The organism is Nesterenkonia aerolata (assembly GCF_031470965.1).
GTDB lineage: Bacteria > Actinomycetota > Actinomycetes > Actinomycetales > Micrococcaceae > Nesterenkonia > Nesterenkonia aerolata.
The window spans coordinates 88,197-108,333 of sequence record NZ_JAVKGR010000005.1; the positions used below are offsets into that span (position 1 = coordinate 88,197).

The following is a 20,137-nucleotide window of genomic DNA, read 5'->3' on the forward strand; positions in this document are numbered from 1 at the left end:
GGGCCGGCCCCTCGCGCGATGAAACAGGGGTGGACACCGTGATCTCACGGTGTCCACCCCTGCTCAGGAGGTGCTTATCCAGCCTGCCGGTAGTGTCTGCCCTGCCGGTAGTGTCTACGTCCGGAGCCGGTCAGAGCCCGAGGTCGCCCTCGTAGGCTGCGCCCTCCAGCCGTGCCTTCAGCGTCTGGAGGAAGCGGCCGGCATCGGCGCCGTCGACCAGACGGTGATCGTAGGTCAGCGAGAGGTACATCATGTGCCGGATGCCGATGGTGTCGTTGCCGTCAGCATCGGTGACGACCTCCGGGCGCTTCACGATCGCCCCGGTGCCCAGGATGGCGACCTGGGGCTGGTTGATGATCGGGGTGTCGAAGAGCGCGCCGACCGAGCCGATGTTCGTGATCGAGAACGTGCCGCCGGAGAGCTCGTTCGGACCGATCTTGTTGTTGCGGGTCCGCTCGGCGACGTCGGAGATCTTCTGCGCCATCCCACCGAGGTTCAGCCCCCCGGCATCCTGGATGACCGGCACCAGCAGCCCACGCTCGGTGTCCACGGCGATCGCGATGTGCTCACGGTCGTGGTAGGTGATCTGCTGGGCTTCCTCGTCGTACTGGGCGTTGAGCTTCGGGTGCTGCTTCAGCGCCTCCGCCACCGCGGTTGCGATGAACGGCAGGTAGGTGAGCTTGACGCCGTTGTGCTGCAGGAAGGACTCCTTGGCCTTGGCACGCAGCTGCACGATGCGGGTCATATCGACTTCCTGCACCTGAGTCAGCTGCGCCGAGACATCCAGAGACTCCTTCATCCGCTGGGCGATGACCTGGCGGATGCGCGGCGCCTTCTCCTGGGTGCCACGCTTGGTGGTGTCCTCCTGCACCTGCGGAGGCTGGGACGCCTTCGGCGCGGCTGCCGGAGCCGCCGACGAGCTCTGCTCAGCCGACGCACCGGCCTTCTCCGCAGCATCGAGCACATCCTGCTTGCGGATACGGCCGCCGACTCCCGTGCCCTTCAGCTGGGAGAGGTCGATCCCTTCCTTCTTGGCCAGCTGACGCACCAACGGTGTGACATAGCCTTCAGCGCCGGTGGAGCTGTCCTTCTTCTGCTGACCGGCATCGGAGGCACCCTTGGAGGAGTCTGCGCTGGGCTTCTCCGCCTGCTCCTTGACCTTCTCGTCGTGACCCTGGTCAGCCTCTTCCTGCTCAGCCGGCTCGGGGGAAGGTGCCGCGGCCTCGGAGTCCGCCTGTCCCGCATCGTCTCCGGCGTCTTCTCCGGACTCTCCTACGGCGTCATCGGGCTGCTCTGCGCCACCGGCCGAACCGGCGCCTGAACCGACGCGGGCCAGGACAGCACCGACCTCGACGGTCTCGTCCTCACCCACGAGGATCTCCTGCACTGTGCCTGCCGCGGGGGAGGGGACCTCCGTGTCCACCTTGTCAGTGGAGACCTCGAGGATGGGCTGGTCCACCTCGATCTCCTCACCGACTTCGACCAGCCAGCGGGTGACTGTGCCTTCGGTGACAGACTCGCCGAGCGCCGGCAACGTGATGTCCTCGGACGGACCCGCCTCGGCAGAGCCCGCGGAGGTCCCGGTGGACTCAGCGCTCTGCTCCTCAGAGGACTCGTCGTCCTCCTCCTGCTGAGAGCCGGATTCCTCAGCCGCCTGCGGCGCTGAGTCCTCGGCGGCCTCCTGATCAGCCTCAGTTTCAGAGTCGGCGTCGGCAGATTCAGCGTCGTCTGCGCCGGAATCCTGGGAGCCTGCTCCGGAGCCGTCCCCGATGGTGACCAGGGGGGCGCCGACCTCGACGGTCTCATCCTCGTCGACGAGGAGCTCCTCGATCGTGCCGGCCGCCGGTGACGGGACCTCGGTGTCGACCTTATCGGTGGACACTTCGACGATGGGCTGGTCGACCTCGACCTCGTCTCCGACCTCGACGAGCCAGCGGGTGACGGTGCCCTCGGTGACCGATTCACCGAGGGCCGGAAGGTTCACGGTCTCAGACATGATGTCCGACTCCTACTCTTAAGTGCGGGTGCGTCCGCAGTGCGAGGACGCCTGATGGTTTCTCTGCAGTCGATCGTGGGCTCAGGCTCAGCCGTGCAGCGGGTGCCCGAAGAGCGCCATCGCGGCCTCGCCCAGCGCCTCGTTCTGTGTCGGGTGGGCGTGGACCAGGTTGGCCACATCTTCGGGGTAGGCCTCCCAGTTGACGATGAGCTGCGCCTCGCCGATCTGCTCGCTGATCCGTGAACCGATGCCATGTACACCGACGATCGGGCCACCCTTCACGGCGATCATCTTGACGATGCCGCCGGTGCCGATGATGGAGGACTTGCCGTTTCCGGCGAGGTTGTATTCGGTGACCGTGATCTCGTCCTTGCCGAACTCCTCCTCCGCCTTGGGCTGGGTGTAGCCGATGGAGATGATCTCCGGTTCGCAGAAGGTGACCTTCGGGATATTGATGTCTTCGACGATCATCGGGGAGTTCCCCGCGATCTCCTCGGCGACGAAGATGCCGTGCTCATATCCGCGGTGGGCCAGCTGCAGGCCCGGCACGATGTCGCCGATGGCATAGATGTTGCCGACGCCGGTGTGCAGGCGCTCGTCCGTGATGACGAAGCCTCGGTCGATCTCGATGCCCTGGTCCTCGAAGCCGAAGCCCTCGGTGACCGGACCGCGGCCCACAGCCACCAGGCAGATCTCGGCCTCGAATTCCTTGCCGTCCTCCAAGGTGACCTTCACGCCGTCGGAGGTCTCCTCGACGTCCTTGAAGAAGGTGCCGGTGTTGAAGGTGACGCCGCGCTTCTTGAAAGCACGCTCCAGGTTCTTGATGATGGCGGGATCCTCATTGGGCACCAGGGAGGGCAGGCCCTCGATGATGGTGACCTCTGTGCCGTAGGAGGTCCAGGCGGAGGCGAACTCACAGCCGATCACTCCACCGCCGAGGACGATGGCGGACTTCGGCGTGTAGTCCAGCTCGAGAGCCTCCGTGGAGGTGATGATGCGGTCGCTGAGCGGCAGCCCCATCGTCTTGGAGGTGGATCCTGTGGCCAGCACGATGTTCTTGCCGGTGTAGGTGGTGCCGTCGACCTCGATCTGGTTCTGCGAGACGAGCGTGCCCTCACCCTCGATCACGGTGACCTTGCGCATCTTGAGCAGCCCCGTGAGGCCCTTGTGCTTACCGGCGACGATCCCGTCCTTATACTCGCGGACCTTCGCCATGTCGATGCCCTCGAAGGTGGTCTTCACGCCGTACTTCTCAGAGGACTTGGCCTCATCGGCCAGTTCGGCGGCGTGCAGATAGGCCTTCGTCGGGATGCACCCGGTGTGCAGGCAGGTACCGCCGAGCTTGGCCTTCTCGACCAGACCCACGCTGAGCCCGTGCTGGACGGAGCGGAGAGCGGCCGCGTAGCCGGCGCTGCCCCCTCCGAGGACGAGTACGTCGAATTCCTGTGCCTGAGGCTGGTCGGCCACGGTGCTTGCTCCCTCGGTTCGGGTATTGCTTCGATGTGCGTGACGTCGGGGCCTGATCGCTGCGATCAGACTGACGGCTTCGGGGCGAGCCGGTGCCGCCGATGCCGGAGTCCAGTCTACGCAGTGCCCAGCCTAGCGGTTGACAGGGCCCGCTCCCAGAGGATCTCCGTTTCATCGGCGGCACGTCCCGGTGGATCAGCGTCCCAGGCTCTCCAAGTAGCTGATGAGCGTGCGCACCATCACACCGGTGCCGTTCTTGGGGGTGTAGCCGTAGGGGCCTTTCTCGTTGAAGGCCGGTCCGGCGATGTCCAGATGCGCCCAGGGGATGCGCTGGGCATCCCGATCCAGCGCATCGGGGTCGGCATCGGAGCGTTCGCCGACGAACTCGCGCAGGAACGCCGCAGCACCCATCATCCCGCCGAAACGGTCGCCGGTGTTCGTCAGATCAGCGACCTGGGACTCGAAGCCTGCGCGCGCCTCCTCCGGGATCGGCATCGGCCACAGCGTCTCACCGGCCTCCTCCGCGGCATCGACGAGCTGACCGCGCAGATCCTCCTGCCCCATCAGGCCCACTGTGCGCACCCCGAGGGCCACCATCTGTGCGCCGGTGAGGGTGGCGACGTCGATGACGGCGTCGGGGTGCTCCTCGGAGGCGATCACCAGACCATCGGCCATCACCAGGCGCCCTTCAGCATCGGTGTTGAGAACTTCGACAGTCTTGCCGCCGTAGATGCTGATGACGTCCTCCGGGCGCTGAGCGGTCGAGGAGGGGAGGTTCTCCGCCAGGCAGAGCCACCCGGTAACCTTCACCGGCAGCTCCAGGTCCGCGGCGGCACGGACCGCCGCGAGAACGGTGGCCGCTCCGCCCATGTCGAGCTTCATCGTGTCCATCGCATTGGCCGGCTTCAGGGACAGGCCGCCCGAGTCGAAGGTGATGCCCTTGCCGACGAGAGCGATATGAGCCGTCGGCTTGGCCGGGGCGTGCTCGATGCGCACCAGCCGGGGCTTGCGGGAGGAACCTTTGCCGACTCCGGTCAGGCCGCCGAAGCCCTGCTTCTCCAGCGCCTTGTCGTCCCAGATCTTCACCGCCAGCTTGGACGCCTTCTGGGTGCCCTCGGCGCCGGGGGCCTTGACGCGAGCTGCCAGGTCCGTGGCGATCTGCGCGAACGATTCCGGGTAGAGATCGTTGGGGGGCGTGTTGACCAGGTCCCTGGCGTGGCGGACGGCAGCGCCGACCACGGCCGCGCGGCGCAGAGCCTGCTTGGTGTGCCGTTCCTTCAGGTCAGTGATGACGGTGATCTGCTCCACCGGGGTCTTTGCGCGCTCTTCCTGCGAACCGCGGTAAGCAGTGAAGGAATAGGCACCCAGCGCTGCGCCCTCAGCCACAGCAGAGACCTGCTCGGCCGTGGCGGCAGGCAAGGCCAAGGCCACTGAATCCAACGTGCTCAGCTGACGAACAGCGGAGCCTGCCGCGCGGCGCAGCGCCTCCAGGGTGACACCGCCGGAGGGTTCACCCGTCAGCGGTCCCACGCCGATGAGAACGAGGGTTCCGCTGCGGAATCCGTCCACACCGGGCAGCCGGTTCAGCTGATCCGCGGCACCGGTCGCCCCCAGAGCAGTCAGCGAGTCGGCCACGCTTCGTGCGGCTTTCTCCGCCAGCGGGTTCGGCAGCAGGATCGGACCGTCGGGGCCCTTGGCGACGCCGAGCACCAGGGCATCGGCTTCGATCCGGTCGACGGCCGAGGAGCCAGTGGTCAGGTGGGGCTGGAAGTCGTTGATCACATCAATCCCGTCTGTGGTCTCCGTGGGGAGACCGTGTCGTCTCGTCTGAATACATCTGGATACATCTGGTGGATACATCTGGCAACGCCGGCACCCGGGCTGAAGCATCCCTGACCCACACAGGGGTACCTGAGAGCAGGGGCACCTGAGAGGGATCCTATCGGAGCTGACAGATTCCCAGCAGGCGGGGTGGGGGTGTGGTGTGGGCGTGGTGTGGGAATGTGCAGCGGCTGAGTCCTGTTGCACAGCAGAAGATCATGACGGACCCGCCGAGTGGAGACCCACGGTGGCAGTGGCAGGAAAGACGAGGCGCTCATGAATGACCCGATGGACCTTGTGGACGTTGAGCCCGACGACCCTGCGCACTGGCAGAACCAGACGACGGCTGAGAGCTCGGCGAGCGGTGACACACAGGCCGAAGGCGATGGCCCGGACGATGCGGGCCAGAGTCAGGCGGATCGGGGCCAAGCGGATCGGGGTCAGGCGAGCCGCGCCGACGACGAGCGCGAGGCCGCTGAGCCGCATGCCGAAGAGACCGCTGAGAGCGCCGAGGCACAGGACGAGTCCCTCGGTTCGCTGGAACGGGTACTCTCAGGGGCGGTGGGGCCGGACCGTGGAGACGGCGAGGCCCCGACTCTGCTGGTCTCACTGACCGGCCACACCGACGCAGGCACTCTCAGCCGCCAGCTCTCGGAGACGCTGCTGGGCGGACTGCCGCATCGCCGCCTGGCGGGGTTCCATACTGATGAGATCTTCGACTTCCGTTCACGCCGTCCGCGGATGACCTTCACCGAGGGGCGTTTCCAGGATTACCAGGGGCCTGACCTCGGGCTCTATGAGCTGCGCGATGCGATGGACCGTCCCTTCCTGCTGCTCACCGGAGACGAGCCGGACTTTAGGTGGCAGCAGGTCATCGACGCGGTCGTGGAGATGGTGGACCGGCTCGACGTGGGGCTGACCGTCGTCGTGGACTCCCTCGGCCTGCCGGTGCCGCACACGCGGCCCCTGGGGGTGACCGCTCACGGCACACGCGATGACCTGATCGAGGGGATCTCGACGTGGTCGCCCTCGGCTCAGCTCGAGGCCGGCATCCACCAGGTGCTGGAGCTGCGCTTGCAGGAGGCCGGGCGGGACGTCGTCGGCTACTCCCTGCATGTGCCGCACTACCTGGCGTCAGGCCGGTACCCGCAGGTGGCGGTTTCTGCGCTGGAATACGCCGGTGCCGCGATGGAGGTCATGCTCCCGACCGATGAGCTCCGGGAGTCTGCCCGGCAGGTGGAGCAGGACATCGCCTCCCAGACGGCGGATAACGCGGAGATCCAGGCCCTGGTCGAACGGCTGGAGCGCAATTTCGATCAGTACGCCAGCACGACTCAGCGCTCCCTGCTGGTCAAAGACGACGACGCCGTCCCCGACGCCGAGGAGCTCGGCGCGGCAGTCGAGGAGTTCCTCCGCATGCGTCCTATGCAATCTCCGGAGGATACGGCCGCAGGCTCAGCCGGAGACCCGAGGCAGAAGCAGAACGAGAGACAGGATGAGGAGCAGGATAAGGGCTGGGGGGACTGAGTCCCGCCGTCTTCCGCTCAGGGGCACCTGCTCTTACCGGTAACGCCACGTGCCGCACTGTGTCAGGTACGGTGCTCTTCCACAGCGGGGTGGTTCAGGCTCGACATGCCCGGACAATCCCCAGGCCGCCGGAGGGCTCTGGCCCGGATTCGCGGTGGTTCTGAACGATGGTCCCTATGACCACAGATGCCTTCGAGCCCCCGCTGACTGACGACGCTCTCGACCCCTCTGCGCCCGTCGTGGTGAAAATCCAGGAACCGGGTGATCTCCTGGCCATGGTGGGACATACGCTGGGGTATACACCGACACGCTCGCTGGTGCTGATCGGCCTGCATGGCACGAGGACTGGTGCTCACCTGCGGCTTGATCTCAGCCCGGCCGCAGAGGACCCCGTCGCGCTGGCTGTGGCGGCCGCACGGTATCTCAGTGGACCGGACGTACCGAGTCCACCCGCAGCCGTCGTCGCACTGCTGTACGTCGACCACGCCCCGGCACCGCCGAGGCATGATGATCCGTGGATGCGCCCTTACGCGGGGTTATGTGAGGCGCTGCGCAGCGTCTTCGAAGGCAGTTTAGGTATAGACGTGTTCCAGATCTGGCAGGTCGGCGGCGGCTATGCCCGTGACTACGACTGCCTCGACGCCGCATGCTGTCCCTTTCCGGGCACCCCCGTCGGCTCCGCCTCCGGGAGCCTTGTGGACACCCACATGGTCTACCAGGGCAGCATGATCGCCCACACACCAGAAGAGATCGCCGAAGAGATGCTGCTGCCGCATCAGGCGGTGGACCCTTCGCTGAGCACGAGCATCCGCCGGGAGCTTCAGATGCTTCGCAGCCGGGAGACGCCACCGGCACCGGAGGACGCGCTGCCGCTGTGGGAGGTCGCCCTCGAATCCTGCCCGTCGGTGGAGGACCTTGCAGCGGTGGAACAGTGGCTGGCGGAGAACGTCGACGTCGTCGCGCTGATCCTGAGATCCCTGCAGCACAATACGGTGCGTGATGCGGTGTTGGTGCTGGCCGCTCAGGATCTGCGCACCGCTCAGAGCGCAGGAGAGCTCTTTCGGCAGACGCTCACCGGATCCACCGGATCAGCACCCCGATGGGACCGCATGGAACGGGCATCTGTACTGTGCAGAGTACTGCTGGCTCTCGGCGACCGATACTCCGGACCGGAGCTGCTGTCCATGGTGTCCTGGATCGAATGGGCCAAGGGACGGGGCGCGGTTGCAGGCGTGCTCTTAGACCGTGTAATCGCCGCCGCACCGGGGCATCAGCTCACTGAGCTGCTCTCCACGGCGGTGAACACCGGAATGATCTGCCCGTGGGCGCGAGTCACGGCACAGAGCTGGTCCGAATATTCCCGCACGTCTTCTGCTCCGTGAGGCACCGGGAGGTCCCGCGGAGAAGCTCGGCCAGCGATCGGCTAGCAATCGAAGGTCTGCCAAGATTCTCAGCCCGGCTGGGAATGAATCGGCCGGGTGCGGTGTTGACGCGCTCTGAGACCCTGCAGCCTCACCGTGCTCAGCGTCGATGAGAAGGCCTCCGTCAGGGGGTCGTCTCGCGATCTGGGCACCGGAGAGGTCTTGACAGGGTCATAGGTGTGTTGACCATGAGTCGACATCCACCGCGCGTACGCCTACGTCGGAAGGTCACTGTGTCCACCACAACGTCCACATCCAGCACCGAGCAGGAGACTGCCGAAGCCTCTGCCGCCTCCACTGCGGGGTCTGCTCGTTCCCAGCGCACCACCGCTGCCCAGGGCGGCAAGAAGGCCGCTCAGAGCACGAGCAGCAAGAGCGCGAAGAGCAGCACAGGCTCGGCGAGCCGGTCCACCTCGAAGTCCGGCGCATCGAAGTCCAAGAGCTCCAGCGCGAAGACCTCGAGCACCAAGGCCTCCACCTCAGGCACCTCGGCCGCGAAGACATCGGCCTCGAATGCCTCCGGCGCACAGGCGAAGAGATCACCCGCCGACTCCTCGAGCACGGCCTCCCGCAAGAAGGCCGCGGACCCCGTCGATGAGGTGCTTGCGGAGGCCGAGCAGGAGGAGCGCGCCGAGGAGCAGGCTGCTCCCACCGAGGTGCTCGAACAGGCTGTGGCCAAGGCTCTGGAACAGGGCGACGAAGAAGAGGTGGCGAAGAAGGTCGCCGCTGTCGCCGGTGATGAGGAGAACGCCGAAGCCATCGTCGAGAACGCCAAGAAGGCGGTCAAGGACGAAGAAGCTGAGGAAGAGGAGAGCCGAGGCCGCGGCTTCGTCATCTCCAACGCCGACGACGATGACGCCCCTGCCGTGCAGGTCGTCTCAGCCGGCGCCACCGCAGACCCGGTCAAGGACTACCTCAAGCAGATCGGTAAGGTCGCCCTGCTCAATGCTGAGCAGGAGGTGGATCTCGCTCTGCGCATCGAAGCCGGGCTCTTTGCCGAACATAAGCTCGGTGCCGGGGACATCACCGATAAGCGTCTGCGCCGGGACATGGAGCTGGTCGTCGCCGATGGTCGACGGGCGAAGAACCACCTCCTCGAGGCCAACCTTCGTCTGGTGGTCTCGCTGGCCAAGCGGTACACCGGGCGCGGCATGCTGTTCCTGGATCTGATCCAGGAAGGCAACCTCGGTCTGATCCGTGCGGTGGAGAAGTTCGACTACACCAAGGGCTTCAAGTTCTCGACCTATGCCACCTGGTGGATCCGCCAGGCGATCACCCGCGCCATGGCGGATCAGGCCCGCACCATCCGTATCCCGGTGCATATGGTCGAAGTCATCAATAAGCTCGCCCGTGTGCAGCGGCAGATGCTCCAGGACCTCGGCCGCGAGCCCTCGCCGGAGGAGCTGGCCCAGGAGCTGGACATGACCCCGGAGAAGGTCGTCGAAGTCCAGAAGTACGGCCGGGAGCCGATCTCGCTGCACACTCCGCTCGGTGAGGACGGCGACTCCGAATTCGGTGACCTGATCGAGGACTCCGAGGCGGTCGTGCCTTCTGACGCCGTGAGCTTCACCCTGCTGCAGGAGCAGCTGCACTCCGTGCTCGACACCCTGGCTGAGCGGGAAGCAGGAGTGGTGGCCATGCGCTTCGGCCTCACCGACGGCCAGCCGAAGACCCTCGACGAGATCGGCAAGGTCTACGGGGTGACCCGGGAGCGTATACGGCAGATAGAGTCCAAGACCATGTCGAAGCTGCGCCACCCCAGCCGCTCGCAGGTCCTGCGGGACTACCTGGACTGAGTCACCTGGATTGAGTCACCTGGGCTGAGTGCTCTGCTCGGCAGGCGCCCCAGCCGGGCAGAGCACTGAGGCCAGACCGCTCAGTCCCTCAGCCAGCCACAAGACAAGTCGCCAGGGAGCCGACAAGCAAGGCGACATACGAGCCGACATATCAGGCCACACGCAAGGGGCCCGATGCATGATGATCATGCATCGGGCCCCTTGCGCAGCTGCCGTGACGTCTCTGAACGACGGTTCAGGGCGGCTGCCGATCAGATGAGGCGGAGATCAGGTGGTGGTCAGCCGCGCCGACTCATCCCGCCACTCGGAGGTCTGCGGACGCAGCGTGTCCTCGACCTGGCGTGCATGGTGGTTGCAGAAGAGCAGCACTCCGGCACCGGAGGACAGTGCAGCTCGCACGTAGGCCTGCGCCCCGCAACGGTCGCAACGGTGCTCAGCGGTCAGCACGGCCGTCTCAGCTTCCAGCGTTCCTGCAGTGCTGGACATGACAATCGCCTCCTTGCGTCATTCACGCGCATCAGACTCTCCGACGGGTCTCGTCGAGGTTGTGCACCATACAACCACGTCTGGGCCGAAGACATTCGCACAGACGCGGTCCACGGGCCTGCTTTCGCTCACCGCGTATCCGGACAGCGTATCCGGACCGTGCATCCGGTAAACCTCTGCCTCCCGGGAAGACGGGATGTTCCGGGCTACGCTGGACCCCGATGTCCTGATTCCCGACGTCGTGAGCACCTGTCGCCCCGAGCACCTGTCGTCGTCGGCACCCGATATGCAGTCCACCATGTGAAAGGACCCCCGTGGCCCAGCGATCCGAATACGATGCACGGCATCTCTCCGTGCTCGAAGGCCTGGAGGCAGTGCGCAAACGCCCCGGGATGTACATCGGGTCCACCGATTCACGCGGGCTCATGCACTGCCTCTGGGAGATCATCGACAACTCCGTCGATGAGGCGCTGGCAGGCTACGCCTCCACGATCTCGATCGTGCTGCATCGCGACGACTCCGTCGAGGTTTCCGACGACGGCCGCGGCATCCCCGTCGACGTCGAGCCGCGCACCGGGCTCTCCGGGCTCGAAGTGGTCTTCACCAAACTCCATGCCGGAGGAAAGTTCGGCGGCGGCTCCTATAACGCCTCGGGTGGTCTGCACGGAGTCGGTGCCTCGGTGGTCAACGCGCTCTCGGCGCGTCTGGACGCCAAGGTCACCCGGGCGGGCAAGGTCCACGCCATGTCCTTCCGGCGCGGTGAGCCCGGCACCTTCGCCGGCCAACGCCCAGACCCGGAGGCGGAGTTCACCGCCGCCCAGGACGGCTCCCCGGTGGAGGTCGTGGGCAAAGCCAAGCGCGGGGTCACCGGCACCTCGATCCGCTACTGGGCCGACCGTCACATCTTCACCGCCGACGCCCGCTTCGATGATGCGGAGCTGACCGCTCGTGCGCGCCAGACCGCATTCCTCGTGCCAGGGCTGCGCATCACTGTCCGTGACGAACGTGGTCCGGAGGGCCCTGTCGAAGAGGTCTTCCAATTCGACGGCGGCATCGGCGAGTTCACCGATTTCCTCAGTCCCGATCCGTCCGTGACGGATATCTGGCGGATCCAGGGTCAGGAGACGTTCACCGAGCGGGTCCCCGTGCTCGGCGACGACGGACACAGCCACATGCAGGACGTCGAGCGGGACTGCGAGGTCGACGTGGCCCTGCGCTGGGGGACCGGCTATGAGACCACGGTGCGCAGCTTCGTCAACATCATCGCCACCCCCAAAGGCGGCACCCACCTGGCTGGTTTCGAGCAGGCGCTGCTGAAGTCCTTCCGCAAGGCCGTGGAAGCCAACGCCCGCCGCCTGAAGGCGGGCAATGACAAGCTGGAGAAGGACGACGTGCTGGCCGGGCTCACCGCCGTGGTCACCGTGCGGGTGGCGGAGCCACAGTTCGAGGGCCAGACGAAGGAGATCCTCGGGACACCGGCGGCCCGGCAGATCGTCTCCCGGCTGGTCGAGAAGCAGCTCACCGGGCGGCTGAGTTCGACCCGTCGGGCGGAGAAGCAGCAGGCCACCTCGGTGATGGAGAAGGTCGTCTCCGAGATGAAGTCCCGCATCTCCGCGCGGATGCACAAGGAGACCCAGCGGCGGAAGAACGCCCTGGAGTCCTCCACGATGCCTGCCAAGCTCGTGGAATGCCGTTCCAAGGACGTCGACTCCTCGGAGCTGTTCATCGTCGAGGGTGACTCGGCGCTGGGGACGGCTAAGCTGGCGCGCTCCTCGGACTATCAGGCCCTGCTGCCGATCCGCGGGAAGATCCTCAACGTCCAGAAGGCTTCCGTCTCGGACATGCTCTCCAACGCCGAATGTGCGGCCCTGCTGCAGGTCATCGGTGCCGGTTCAGGCCGCTCCTTCGACATCGACGCCGCCCGGTACGGCAAAGTCGTGCTGATGACCGACGCCGACGTCGACGGCGCGCATATCCGTACGCTGCTGCTGACCCTGTTCTTCCGGTATATGCGGCCGATGATCGAGCAGGGCAGGGTCTTCGCCGCCGTGCCGCCGCTGCACCGCGTGGAGATCATCCACCCGGGGCGCCGCGCCAATGAGGTCAGGTACACCTATTCGGAGGCTGAGCTCTACCAGCTGCTCTCGACTCTGGAGCATGAGGGACTGCGATACAAGGAGCCTATTCAGCGGTACAAGGGTCTTGGTGAGATGGACGCAGACCAGCTCTCGGAGACCACGATGGACCCGGCACGCAGGTCACTGCGACGCATCCGTGTCCAGGATGCCGAAGAGGCCGAGCGCATCTTCGACCTGCTCATGGGTTCCGTCGTTGCGCCGCGCAAGGATTTCATCATCCAAGGCTCGGAGGCTGTGGCCAAGGAGCGCATCGACGCCTGATGTGTCTGTGACGATCTGGGTGTGGTGATCTGTGTGCTGCGGCCGTGTCCTGCACGTCTTCTACGCTGTGTCGAAATATCCGGCGGGAAGACCGCCGGAGTCCGACGCCCACAGGCTGAAGGGGGCTAGAATGTCATCGATCGCCCTTGCCCTCGAACCTTTGAGCGAGTCCACACGTGACTGAGAAACCCTCCGCCTCTGCCGGTGCGCCCCCGTCAGGTGCCGCCTCCGGACCTGTCCTGAACGCTGCGGACGACGTCGGCGGCGCCGCAGATCTCGCCCAGGCTGAGGGATCCTCGGGCAGCCGCCGCGGCCCGCGCTGGCGGCAGAAGGCCTCGGCGCTGTTCGCGTTGACCAAGCCGCGGGTGATCGAGCTGCTGCTGGTGACCACACTGCCCACGATGATCTTCGCGCAGCGCGGGTTCCCGGACTTCTGGCTCGTGCTCGCCACGATGGTCGGCGGGGCCTTCGCCGCCGGATCCGCCGGTGCTTTCAACTGCTACATCGACCGGGACATGGACCGGTTGATGAACCGTACCAAGCGCAGGCCGCTGGTCACCGGTGAGGTGAGCCCCCGTGAGGCGCTCGTCTTCGCCACCGCGCTGGGTATCGCGGCACTGGCCGTGCTGTGGTTCGGGGCGAATCCGCTGGCCGCTGCATTGGGCGCGGCAGCGATGTTCTTCTACGTCGTCATCTACACGATGATCCTGAAACGGCGCACTGAGCAGAACATCATCTGGGGCGGGCTGGCCGGCTGCTTCCCCGTGCTGATCGCCTGGGCCGCAGTGCGCGAGACGGTGGAATGGCCCGCGGTGGTCCTGTTCTTCATCATCTTCCTCTGGACTCCGCCGCACTACTGGCCGTTGTCGATGAAGTACCGCACCGACTACCAGACGGCGTCGGTGCCCATGCTCGGGGCCGTGGCCACAGCCAAGACCGTCTCCGTGCAGGTGGTGCTCTACGCCTGGGCCACCGTGGTGTGCTCGCTGCTGCTCATCCCGATGGGCTGGGCCGGAATCACCTACACGGCGTTCGCCGTGGTCTCCGGGGCGTGGTTCCTCTATGAGTCCCACGTGCTGCACCGGCAGGCTCAGGAGGACACGCTCACCGATAAGAAGGCGATGCGGGTCTTCCACCTGTCCATCATGTATCTGACGCTGCTGTTCGTGGGTCTGGCAATCGACCCCTTCATCGGTCCTGCCCTGATGGCCTGAGCGCCGTCGGGAACCTTCTCCACTGGAGAGGTTCCCGACGGCGGGCTCAGCGAAGCTCGCATCGCCCGCTGAGCACGGCGCTTCGAAAGGGTACTGGGGCTCAGGCGGTGTGGTGGGACTCCTGCAGCGCGTAGACCGGAGTGTCGAGGCCCTCGTAACGGGCCTTGAGCTGCAGGGCCAGATATTTCGAGTAATGCCGTGACTGATGCAGGTTGCCGCCGTGCAGCCACAGATTGGTCACGTTCGTCGGTTTCCACATGTTCCTCAGCTCACCTTCCCAGGGGCCGGGGTCCCGAGTGGTTTCCGAGCCGTAGCCCCAGCACTTGCCCACGGCATCGGCGGTCTCCGGGGAGATGAGATCGGCCAGCCACTGATTCATCGAGCCGTATCCGGTCGCGTAGACGACCAGGTCGGCTGCGAGCTCAGTCCCGTCGGCCAGCGCCACGGCATCTTCGGTGAGATGGTCCACCTGCCCTGACACCAAGCCCACCTGCTGGTCGATGATCAGCTGGGAGGCCCCGACGTCGATGTAATAGCCCGAGCCGCGGCGCAGATACTTCAGGAAGAGCCCGGAGTCGTCCTCCCCGAAGTCCAGAGCGAAGCCGGCTCGCTCCAGTGCGGCGTAGAAGTCGGCATCCCGACGCTTCATCTCCGCGAAGGCCGGGCGCTGGACCTCCGGGAGCAGACGGTACGGCCAGGAGGCGAAGAGCCGATCCGCCCGATCGGTGTCGATACCGGCCTCCAGCGCAGCTTCGGAGTAGAGCGGGCCTAAGGCCAGGTCCATCAGCGATTCACTACGAGAGATATGTGTGGAGGAGCGCTGGACCATCGTCACCTCGGCACCGTGCTCCCAGAGACTGGCGCAGATGTCATGAGCGGAGTTGTTCGAACCGATCACCACAGCCCGCTGACCACGGTAGGCCTCTCCGCCGGGATGTTCAGAGGAGTGGTGCTGCTCTCCGGCGAAGCGGTCCTGTCCCGGAAGCTCAGGGATCTGGGGGTATCCCGAGACGCCGAGAGCGAAGATGAGCTGGGTGGGATACAGCGTGATCTGCTGGCCGTCGCGCGCCAACTCGACCTGCCATCGCCCGGTGGTCTCATCCCAGGAAGCGCTGCGGCAGGTGGTCTTCGCCCAATAAGGGATCTCCATGATGTCGACATAGTGCTTCAGCCAGTCAGCCACCTTGTCTTTCGAGGGGAACACCGGCCAGGTGTCGGGGAACTTCAGATAGGGAAGGTGGTCGTACCAGACCGGGTCGTGTAAGTGCAGCGACTTATACCGGTTGCGCCAGGCGTCTCCCGGGGCGTCGTACCGATCGACGACGAGGGTTGGGACTCCCAGGTGGTGCATGCGTGAGGCCAGGCCGATCCCACCCTGACCGCCGCCGACGATGAGCGCGTAGGGCTGTTCGGTGTCACCGAGGGCCTCCTCGCGGTCGCGGCGCTGCTCCGCCCAGGTGCGCCTGCCGGGGGTGATCTGGTGGGTCACTCCGCGCGGACGGCGTCTGCCGGTGGGTTCCTCATGGCCGATGAGGCCATCGAGCATGGTCAGCAGGGTCCAGGCCTTTCCTTCACGCAGGCGTACCACCGCCTGTCCATAGCCTACGGCGGTGCGGAACTCGAGCCAGGCCAGGATGACGCCGTCGTCGTCGATGCTCGGGGGCTCGGACAGGCGCCAGCTGTGGGCTTGCGTCGAAGCAGCTGTGGCCTCGACGAGCTGACCGATGCCCTCATGGCCTTCGGCAGTGTGGAGATTCCAGCTGAAGGCTACGAAGTCGCGCCAGAAACCTGCCGGTTCGAAGCACGCGAGGACACGTTCGACGTCGGCGGCCGCGAGCGCTGACGCGAAGTCATCCAACCAGGTGCCTGCCGTCTGGGCAGCTTCAGGCGAGGGTTTCTCTGCGCCGAGGGCATCCTCGCCGCGGGGCGGATGGTCGGCTCCGGCATGTTCGCCGATCGCCGCCTCAGCGGCCAGGGAATGACCTGCGTGGGTGTTCATCGTCATCTGTGCCTCCTGGGGTTCCGGCATGGGATGGAAAGCCTTCGCTAGACTGTGAGCTGTCTCACATATCCATGGTGAAGGAGTATAGGGAAGTGGGGGTTGCATGAGCGTCACAGAGGTCTCGACGGCATATCCGATGGATGAGGCGGCACGACGTCGATGTCTGGCGCATGGGCTCTCCCCGGAGCTGGAGGCACCGAGCACTGTGGCTGATGCCCGGGAGATCGAGGATCGACAGCGCCGCAGCGCAATCGCCCCTCTGGTCGAGCCGCTGTGCAGCACTCTGAGTAGGCGAAGCTCCCGTGAGCAGCTCATGATCCTCAGTGGCCCAGACGGCAGAGTGCTCTGGCGCCGCGGTGCGCCTCGGATCATAGATGAGGCCGAGAGCATCGGCTTCGTCGAAGGCGCCGACTGGTCGGAGTCCAGTGTCGGCACCAACGCGATCTCCCAGGTGCTGCGCAGCGGCCGTCCGGCGCGGATGGTCGGTGCGCAGCATTTCGCCTGGGCGCACGGCCGGTGGAGCTGCATGGCCGCCCCGCTGATCGACCCGCTCAGCGGCGTCCTTCTGGGTGTCCTGGACGTCTCGGGACGCCGGGAGGAGATCGATTCTGAGGTGGCTTCGATGGTGGAGACTCTGGCGCAGATGAGCACCGAGCTGCTGCGTGCCGGAGTGCTCGGTGCCGTGCGAGACCGGGAGTGCGATGAGCAGGCGCAGGAGGTGCCGAGGCGCCGGATCATCCTTCTCGACGGCATCCCCCGGGTGGAGGGGCCTGATGGGACGCGGCTGCTGAGCCGGCGGCGGGCAGAGACGCTGGCCCTGTTGCTGGGCAGAAGCCGGGGGTGGACGGCGGGGGAGCTCGCTGCCGAGCTCTACGGTGATGCCGGGCGTCCCGGCACCGTGCGCACTGAGGTCCACCGGCTGCGTCAGTCGACCGGTCTGCCCATCACCTCGGATCCCTACGCGCTGGATGATCCCCACGTCAGCTCCGATGTGCGGGATCTCGAGGAGGCTCTGGCGGCCGGTGATGCGGAGAACGTGCTCCGCCTGCTGAACTCTCCGCCGCTGCCGCAGGCCCAGTCCGAGGTACTCACCGCACGATGCGCCTGGTGGGAGTCCGAGGCGGCACGAGTGGTGGCGGATTATGGAAGCCTAGACCAGCAGCGGCGGTGGCGCGGCACGGATATCGCAATGAGGCAGACCGCCTCATGAATCAGGGCCGGGCCTGCTGCACCGCACACCTGCAGGGGTGGCGGGCAGCGGTCCCGGCCCTGGGTGGCCGACCCACTGAGACCACCGGGGCGCCGCCATGTCATGCCCATGGCTGCGCCCCGGTGGTCTCAGTGCACGGTGCTGTTCAGTGCACGGTGCTGTTCAGGACAGGGTTCAGCTCTCCTCGGTGTAGTCGAGGACCACACGGCCTTCGATCTTGCCGTGCTCCATCTCATCGAGGACGGCGTTGACATCGTCGAGGCGGCGCCGGGTGAAGGTCGGGTGGATCTTGCCGTTGGCGTAGAACTCCAAGGCCTCCACCATGTCCTGACGGGTGCCGACGATGGAGCCCCGGATGGTCAGCCCCTTGAGGACGATGTCGAAGATCGGCGCCGGGAAGTCACCCGGGGGCAGGCCGTTGAAGACGATCGTTCCGCCGCGACGGGTCATGCCGATGGCCTGGCCGAAGGCCGAGGGGTGCACAGCGGTGACCAGCACGCCGTGGGTTCCGCCGACCTTCTCCTGGATCTGCTGGGCCGGGTCGGGTCCATTGGCGTTGATGGTCAGCTCCGCGCCGTGGCGCTCGGCCAGGGCGAGCTTGTCATCGGCGATGTCCACAGCGATCACACGCATCCCCATCGCCACGGCGTACTGCACGGCGATGTGGCCGAGCCCGCCGACGCCGGAGATCACGACCCATTGGCCCGGACGCACGCCGGTCATCTTCAGTCCCTTGTACACGGTGACGCCGGCACAGAGCACCGGAGCGATCTCATGCGGATCTGAGCCCTCGGGAATCAGCGGCGCGTAGGCGGCGTCGACGAGCATGTACTCGCCGAAGGAGCCGTCGGTGCTGTATCCGCCGTTGAGCTGAGACTCGCACAGCGTCTCCCATCCGGTGCGGCAGTGCTCGCAGGTGCCGCATGCGGACCATAGCCAGGCGTTGCCGACCATATCGCCGACCTTCAGGTTCTCCACACCGTCGCCGACCTGCTCGACGACGCCGACGCCTTCGTGGCCGGGGATGAACGGGGGAGTGGGCTTGACCGGCCAGTCACCCTGCGCGGCGTGCAGGTCTGTGTGGCAGACACCTGAGGCCACCAGCTTGACCAGGGCCTGCCCGCGGCCCGGCGTCGGGATCTCCCGGGAGGTGACGCTGAGGTCCTTGCCGAACTCTTCGACGACAGCTGCTCGCATAGTGCTCATAGGATTCTCCTCGCTTCGCGATTTTCAGGCGACACATCAATGTGCGGCCCGAGACGGCACCTGTGACTCTAGTCACACTCAGGTTGCATCGCCGTTGCACGCCCCAGCAGTACCGCGCGTCGCGGGGAGTCGGCAGGCAGCACCTGAAGCGCGGTGCGCAGCACCTCATCGTCAACAGGTCCGCGCGCAGCCTCCAGGTAGCGCCAGATCTGCTCGGCGTCGCCGTCCTGGATGATGGACTCGCGCAGCACGGCCTCGGCCTCGCGGCGCAGGGAGGCGATCTGTGGTGATTCTGAGGTCGGCAGCAGCGGACCTGCCCAGAGCGTCAGTGCGGTATCGCGGTCTCCGTCGGTCAGGCAGTGGAGCATCTGCTCGACATCGGAGGTGATCCGCCCGATCAGCCGGTAAGGCCGGGAGGCGATCTCCAGATGCTCCGCGCCGATCACTGCCGCGAGGCGACGGCGCAGTCGGACGATCTCGGCGCGCAACGAGACCTCATGCCCCGGTGCGCCGAACAGGGCTTCGGCCAGAGCCTCGGCGCTCATCCCATGCCCCGTCTGACCCCGCCTCTGCTCACCCAGCAGCAGAGTCAGGATCTCGGCGTGGCGCAGTGTCACCTCTGCGGAGCGGGAGCCGGCCCGCAGGTGCGGGCGATCGACCCCCAGCACGGTCAGTTCGACGAGGGTGCCCTCGACGGTGGCGGGCTCCTGGCCGAGGGAATGGCCGGCGTGGGTCGAACGGCGGTCCGGGGCACCCTGCGCCCCAGGCGCCCCAGGCGGAGTGCGCGGTGACGGCGCAGCGTGACTGGCTCTGCGGGGGTTGGTGATCGCCGAGCGTGGTGCAGGGTGGGGTACGGGGCGGGCAGAAGAGTCCGGCGAAACCTGCAGCGGCGCACGGAGGCGACGCAGTTCCTGCTGTGCGGCGTCGACGGCCGCCAGGATCAGCGGTAGCGAATGCGTCGAGACTGCCTCAGAGCCACCGGTGACGTCGACGACGCCGAGCACCTCGCCGGTGACCGGGCAACGGATCGGCGCGGCAGTGCAGGAGAAGTCCTGGACGTGGTGCGCGTAGTGCTCGGCCTGGTGGACCTGCACTCCATGCCCGGTGGCCAGCGCGGTGCCAGGCGCGGAGGTGCCGATGGCCCGTTCTGACCAGTCGGCCCCGGCCTGGAAGGCCACGGATTCCGCCCGGCGCAGCGTCGGTCGGCTCCCATCGACCCAGAGCAGCCGACCGCGGGCGTCCCCGACGCCGACGATGAGCCCGGCATCGGCGGCCGGGCGGGTCAGCATCCTGTCGAAGATGGGCATGACCCCAGCCAAAGGATGTTCGCGGCGCAGCTCATGGAGTCCGATCTCGTCCAGGGTGATGGGGGCCAGGGCCAAGAGCGGATCGGAGACATAGCCGCGCGAGCGCTTCCACGACTCGCGCAGCAGTGGATTGGCAGCGGACCAAGGGGACGACTCCCCGGGGGAGGTGCTCACGTAAAGACGTCACTCCTGGCGCAGGCGGAGGGGTTGTGGTTCTGGCCTGGGGCTGGTCGTACAGGAGTACCCAGCCTGATATGTGTCTTGAGTCACCATCATAGCGGTGCT

General features: G+C 66.3%; 13 protein-coding genes. 6 read left to right on the forward strand and 7 right to left on the reverse strand.

The features are described 5' to 3' along the window. Positions 1-130: 130 nt before the first annotated feature. The 3 genes from sucB to RIL96_RS06290 all read right to left on the reverse strand — a co-directional run bounded on the left by sucB (position 131) and on the right by RIL96_RS06290 (position 5,245). The gene (sucB, locus tag RIL96_RS06280; RefSeq protein ID WP_310548160.1) at positions 131-1,996 is read right to left on the reverse strand and encodes a 2-oxoglutarate dehydrogenase, E2 component, dihydrolipoamide succinyltransferase; all 1,866 of its coding nucleotides are present in this window, start codon (positions 1,994-1,996) and stop codon (positions 131-133) included. An 87-nt stretch (positions 1,997-2,083) separates the two neighbouring features. Further along, positions 2,084-3,463 (reverse strand): dihydrolipoyl dehydrogenase, encoded by a 1,380-nt coding sequence (gene lpdA / locus RIL96_RS06285; RefSeq protein WP_310548161.1) that lies wholly within the window; start codon positions 3,461-3,463, stop codon positions 2,084-2,086. A gap of 195 nt (positions 3,464-3,658) precedes the next feature. Next, positions 3,659-5,245, reverse strand: coding sequence for a leucyl aminopeptidase (locus RIL96_RS06290; protein ID WP_310548162.1), 1,587 nt, complete (start codon positions 5,243-5,245; stop codon positions 3,659-3,661). Between the two features lie 315 nt (positions 5,246-5,560). On the opposite strand from RIL96_RS06290, the gene RIL96_RS06295 reads away from it, so the two are divergent. The 3 genes from RIL96_RS06295 (at position 5,561) to RIL96_RS06305 (ending at position 10,028) form a co-directional block, all read left to right on the forward strand. Further along, positions 5,561-6,811 carry a PAC2 family protein gene (locus RIL96_RS06295; protein ID WP_310548163.1) on the forward strand — a complete coding sequence of 417 codons (1,251 nt, stop codon included), beginning with the start codon at positions 5,561-5,563 and terminating at the stop codon, positions 6,809-6,811. Between the two features lie 176 nt (positions 6,812-6,987). Continuing rightward, positions 6,988-8,193, forward strand: coding sequence for a DUF4192 domain-containing protein (locus RIL96_RS06300; protein ID WP_310548164.1), 1,206 nt, complete (start codon positions 6,988-6,990; stop codon positions 8,191-8,193). 227 nt (positions 8,194-8,420) lie between these two features. Then, a complete protein-coding gene (locus RIL96_RS06305) occupies positions 8,421-10,028 on the forward strand; it encodes an RNA polymerase sigma factor (RefSeq protein WP_310548165.1) in 1,608 nt (535 codons plus the stop codon). 267 nt (positions 10,029-10,295) lie between these two features. Here RIL96_RS06305 and RIL96_RS06310 read toward each other — a convergent pair whose 3' ends face one another. After that, a complete protein-coding gene (locus RIL96_RS06310; RefSeq protein WP_310548166.1) occupies positions 10,296-10,514 on the reverse strand; it encodes a DUF7455 domain-containing protein in 219 nt (72 codons plus the stop codon). A gap of 314 nt (positions 10,515-10,828) precedes the next feature. On the opposite strand from RIL96_RS06310, the gene RIL96_RS06315 reads away from it, so the two are divergent. Beyond that, complete coding sequence (locus RIL96_RS06315) at positions 10,829-12,913, forward strand: DNA gyrase/topoisomerase IV subunit B (protein ID WP_310548167.1); 2,085 nt, start codon at positions 10,829-10,831, stop codon at positions 12,911-12,913. Between the two features lie 176 nt (positions 12,914-13,089). Then, positions 13,090-14,127 (forward strand): heme o synthase, encoded by a 1,038-nt coding sequence (locus RIL96_RS06320; RefSeq protein WP_310548168.1) that lies wholly within the window; start codon positions 13,090-13,092, stop codon positions 14,125-14,127. A gap of 100 nt (positions 14,128-14,227) precedes the next feature. Here RIL96_RS06320 and RIL96_RS06325 read toward each other — a convergent pair whose 3' ends face one another. Beyond that, on the reverse strand, positions 14,228-16,132 hold the full coding sequence (locus RIL96_RS06325; RefSeq protein WP_310548169.1) for a flavin-containing monooxygenase: 1,905 nt from the start codon (positions 16,130-16,132) through the stop codon (positions 14,228-14,230). Between the two features lie 100 nt (positions 16,133-16,232). On the opposite strand from RIL96_RS06325, the gene RIL96_RS06330 reads away from it, so the two are divergent. Continuing rightward, positions 16,233-17,339, forward strand: coding sequence for a GAF domain-containing protein (locus RIL96_RS06330; RefSeq protein WP_310548170.1), 1,107 nt, complete (start codon positions 16,233-16,235; stop codon positions 17,337-17,339). 174 nt (positions 17,340-17,513) lie between these two features. Here the strand turns inward: RIL96_RS06330 and adhP are convergent, their stop codons facing one another. After that, positions 17,514-18,545 carry an alcohol dehydrogenase AdhP gene (gene adhP, locus RIL96_RS06335; RefSeq protein WP_310548171.1) on the reverse strand — a complete coding sequence of 344 codons (1,032 nt, stop codon included), beginning with the start codon at positions 18,543-18,545 and terminating at the stop codon, positions 17,514-17,516. A gap of 68 nt (positions 18,546-18,613) precedes the next feature. After that, entirely contained in the window at positions 18,614-20,026 is a 1,413-nt protein-coding gene (locus tag RIL96_RS06340; RefSeq protein WP_310548172.1) for a GAF domain-containing protein, read from the reverse strand. Positions 20,027-20,137: the final 111 nt, after the last annotated feature.

Bases quoted from the DNA above. Each gene is read 5' to 3' on its own strand.
- RIL96_RS06300 (WP_310548164.1), top strand. From the start codon at position 6,988: ATGACCACAGATGCCTTCGAGCCCCCGCTGACTGACGACGCTCTCGAC.
- adhP (WP_310548171.1), bottom strand. From the start codon at position 18,545: ATGAGCACTATGCGAGCAGCTGTCGTCGAAGAGTTCGGCAAGGACCTC.
- RIL96_RS06330 (WP_310548170.1), top strand. From the start codon at position 16,233: ATGAGCGTCACAGAGGTCTCGACGGCATATCCGATGGATGAGGCGGCA.
- RIL96_RS06310 (WP_310548166.1), bottom strand. From the start codon at position 10,514: ATGTCCAGCACTGCAGGAACGCTGGAAGCTGAGACGGCCGTGCTGACC.
- RIL96_RS06295 (WP_310548163.1), top strand. From the start codon at position 5,561: ATGAATGACCCGATGGACCTTGTGGACGTTGAGCCCGACGACCCTGCG.
- sucB (WP_310548160.1), bottom strand. From the start codon at position 1,996: ATGTCTGAGACCGTGAACCTTCCGGCCCTCGGTGAATCGGTCACCGAG.
- RIL96_RS06325 (WP_310548169.1), bottom strand. From the start codon at position 16,132: ATGACGATGAACACCCACGCAGGTCATTCCCTGGCCGCTGAGGCGGCG.
- RIL96_RS06305 (WP_310548165.1), top strand. From the start codon at position 8,421: ATGAGTCGACATCCACCGCGCGTACGCCTACGTCGGAAGGTCACTGTG.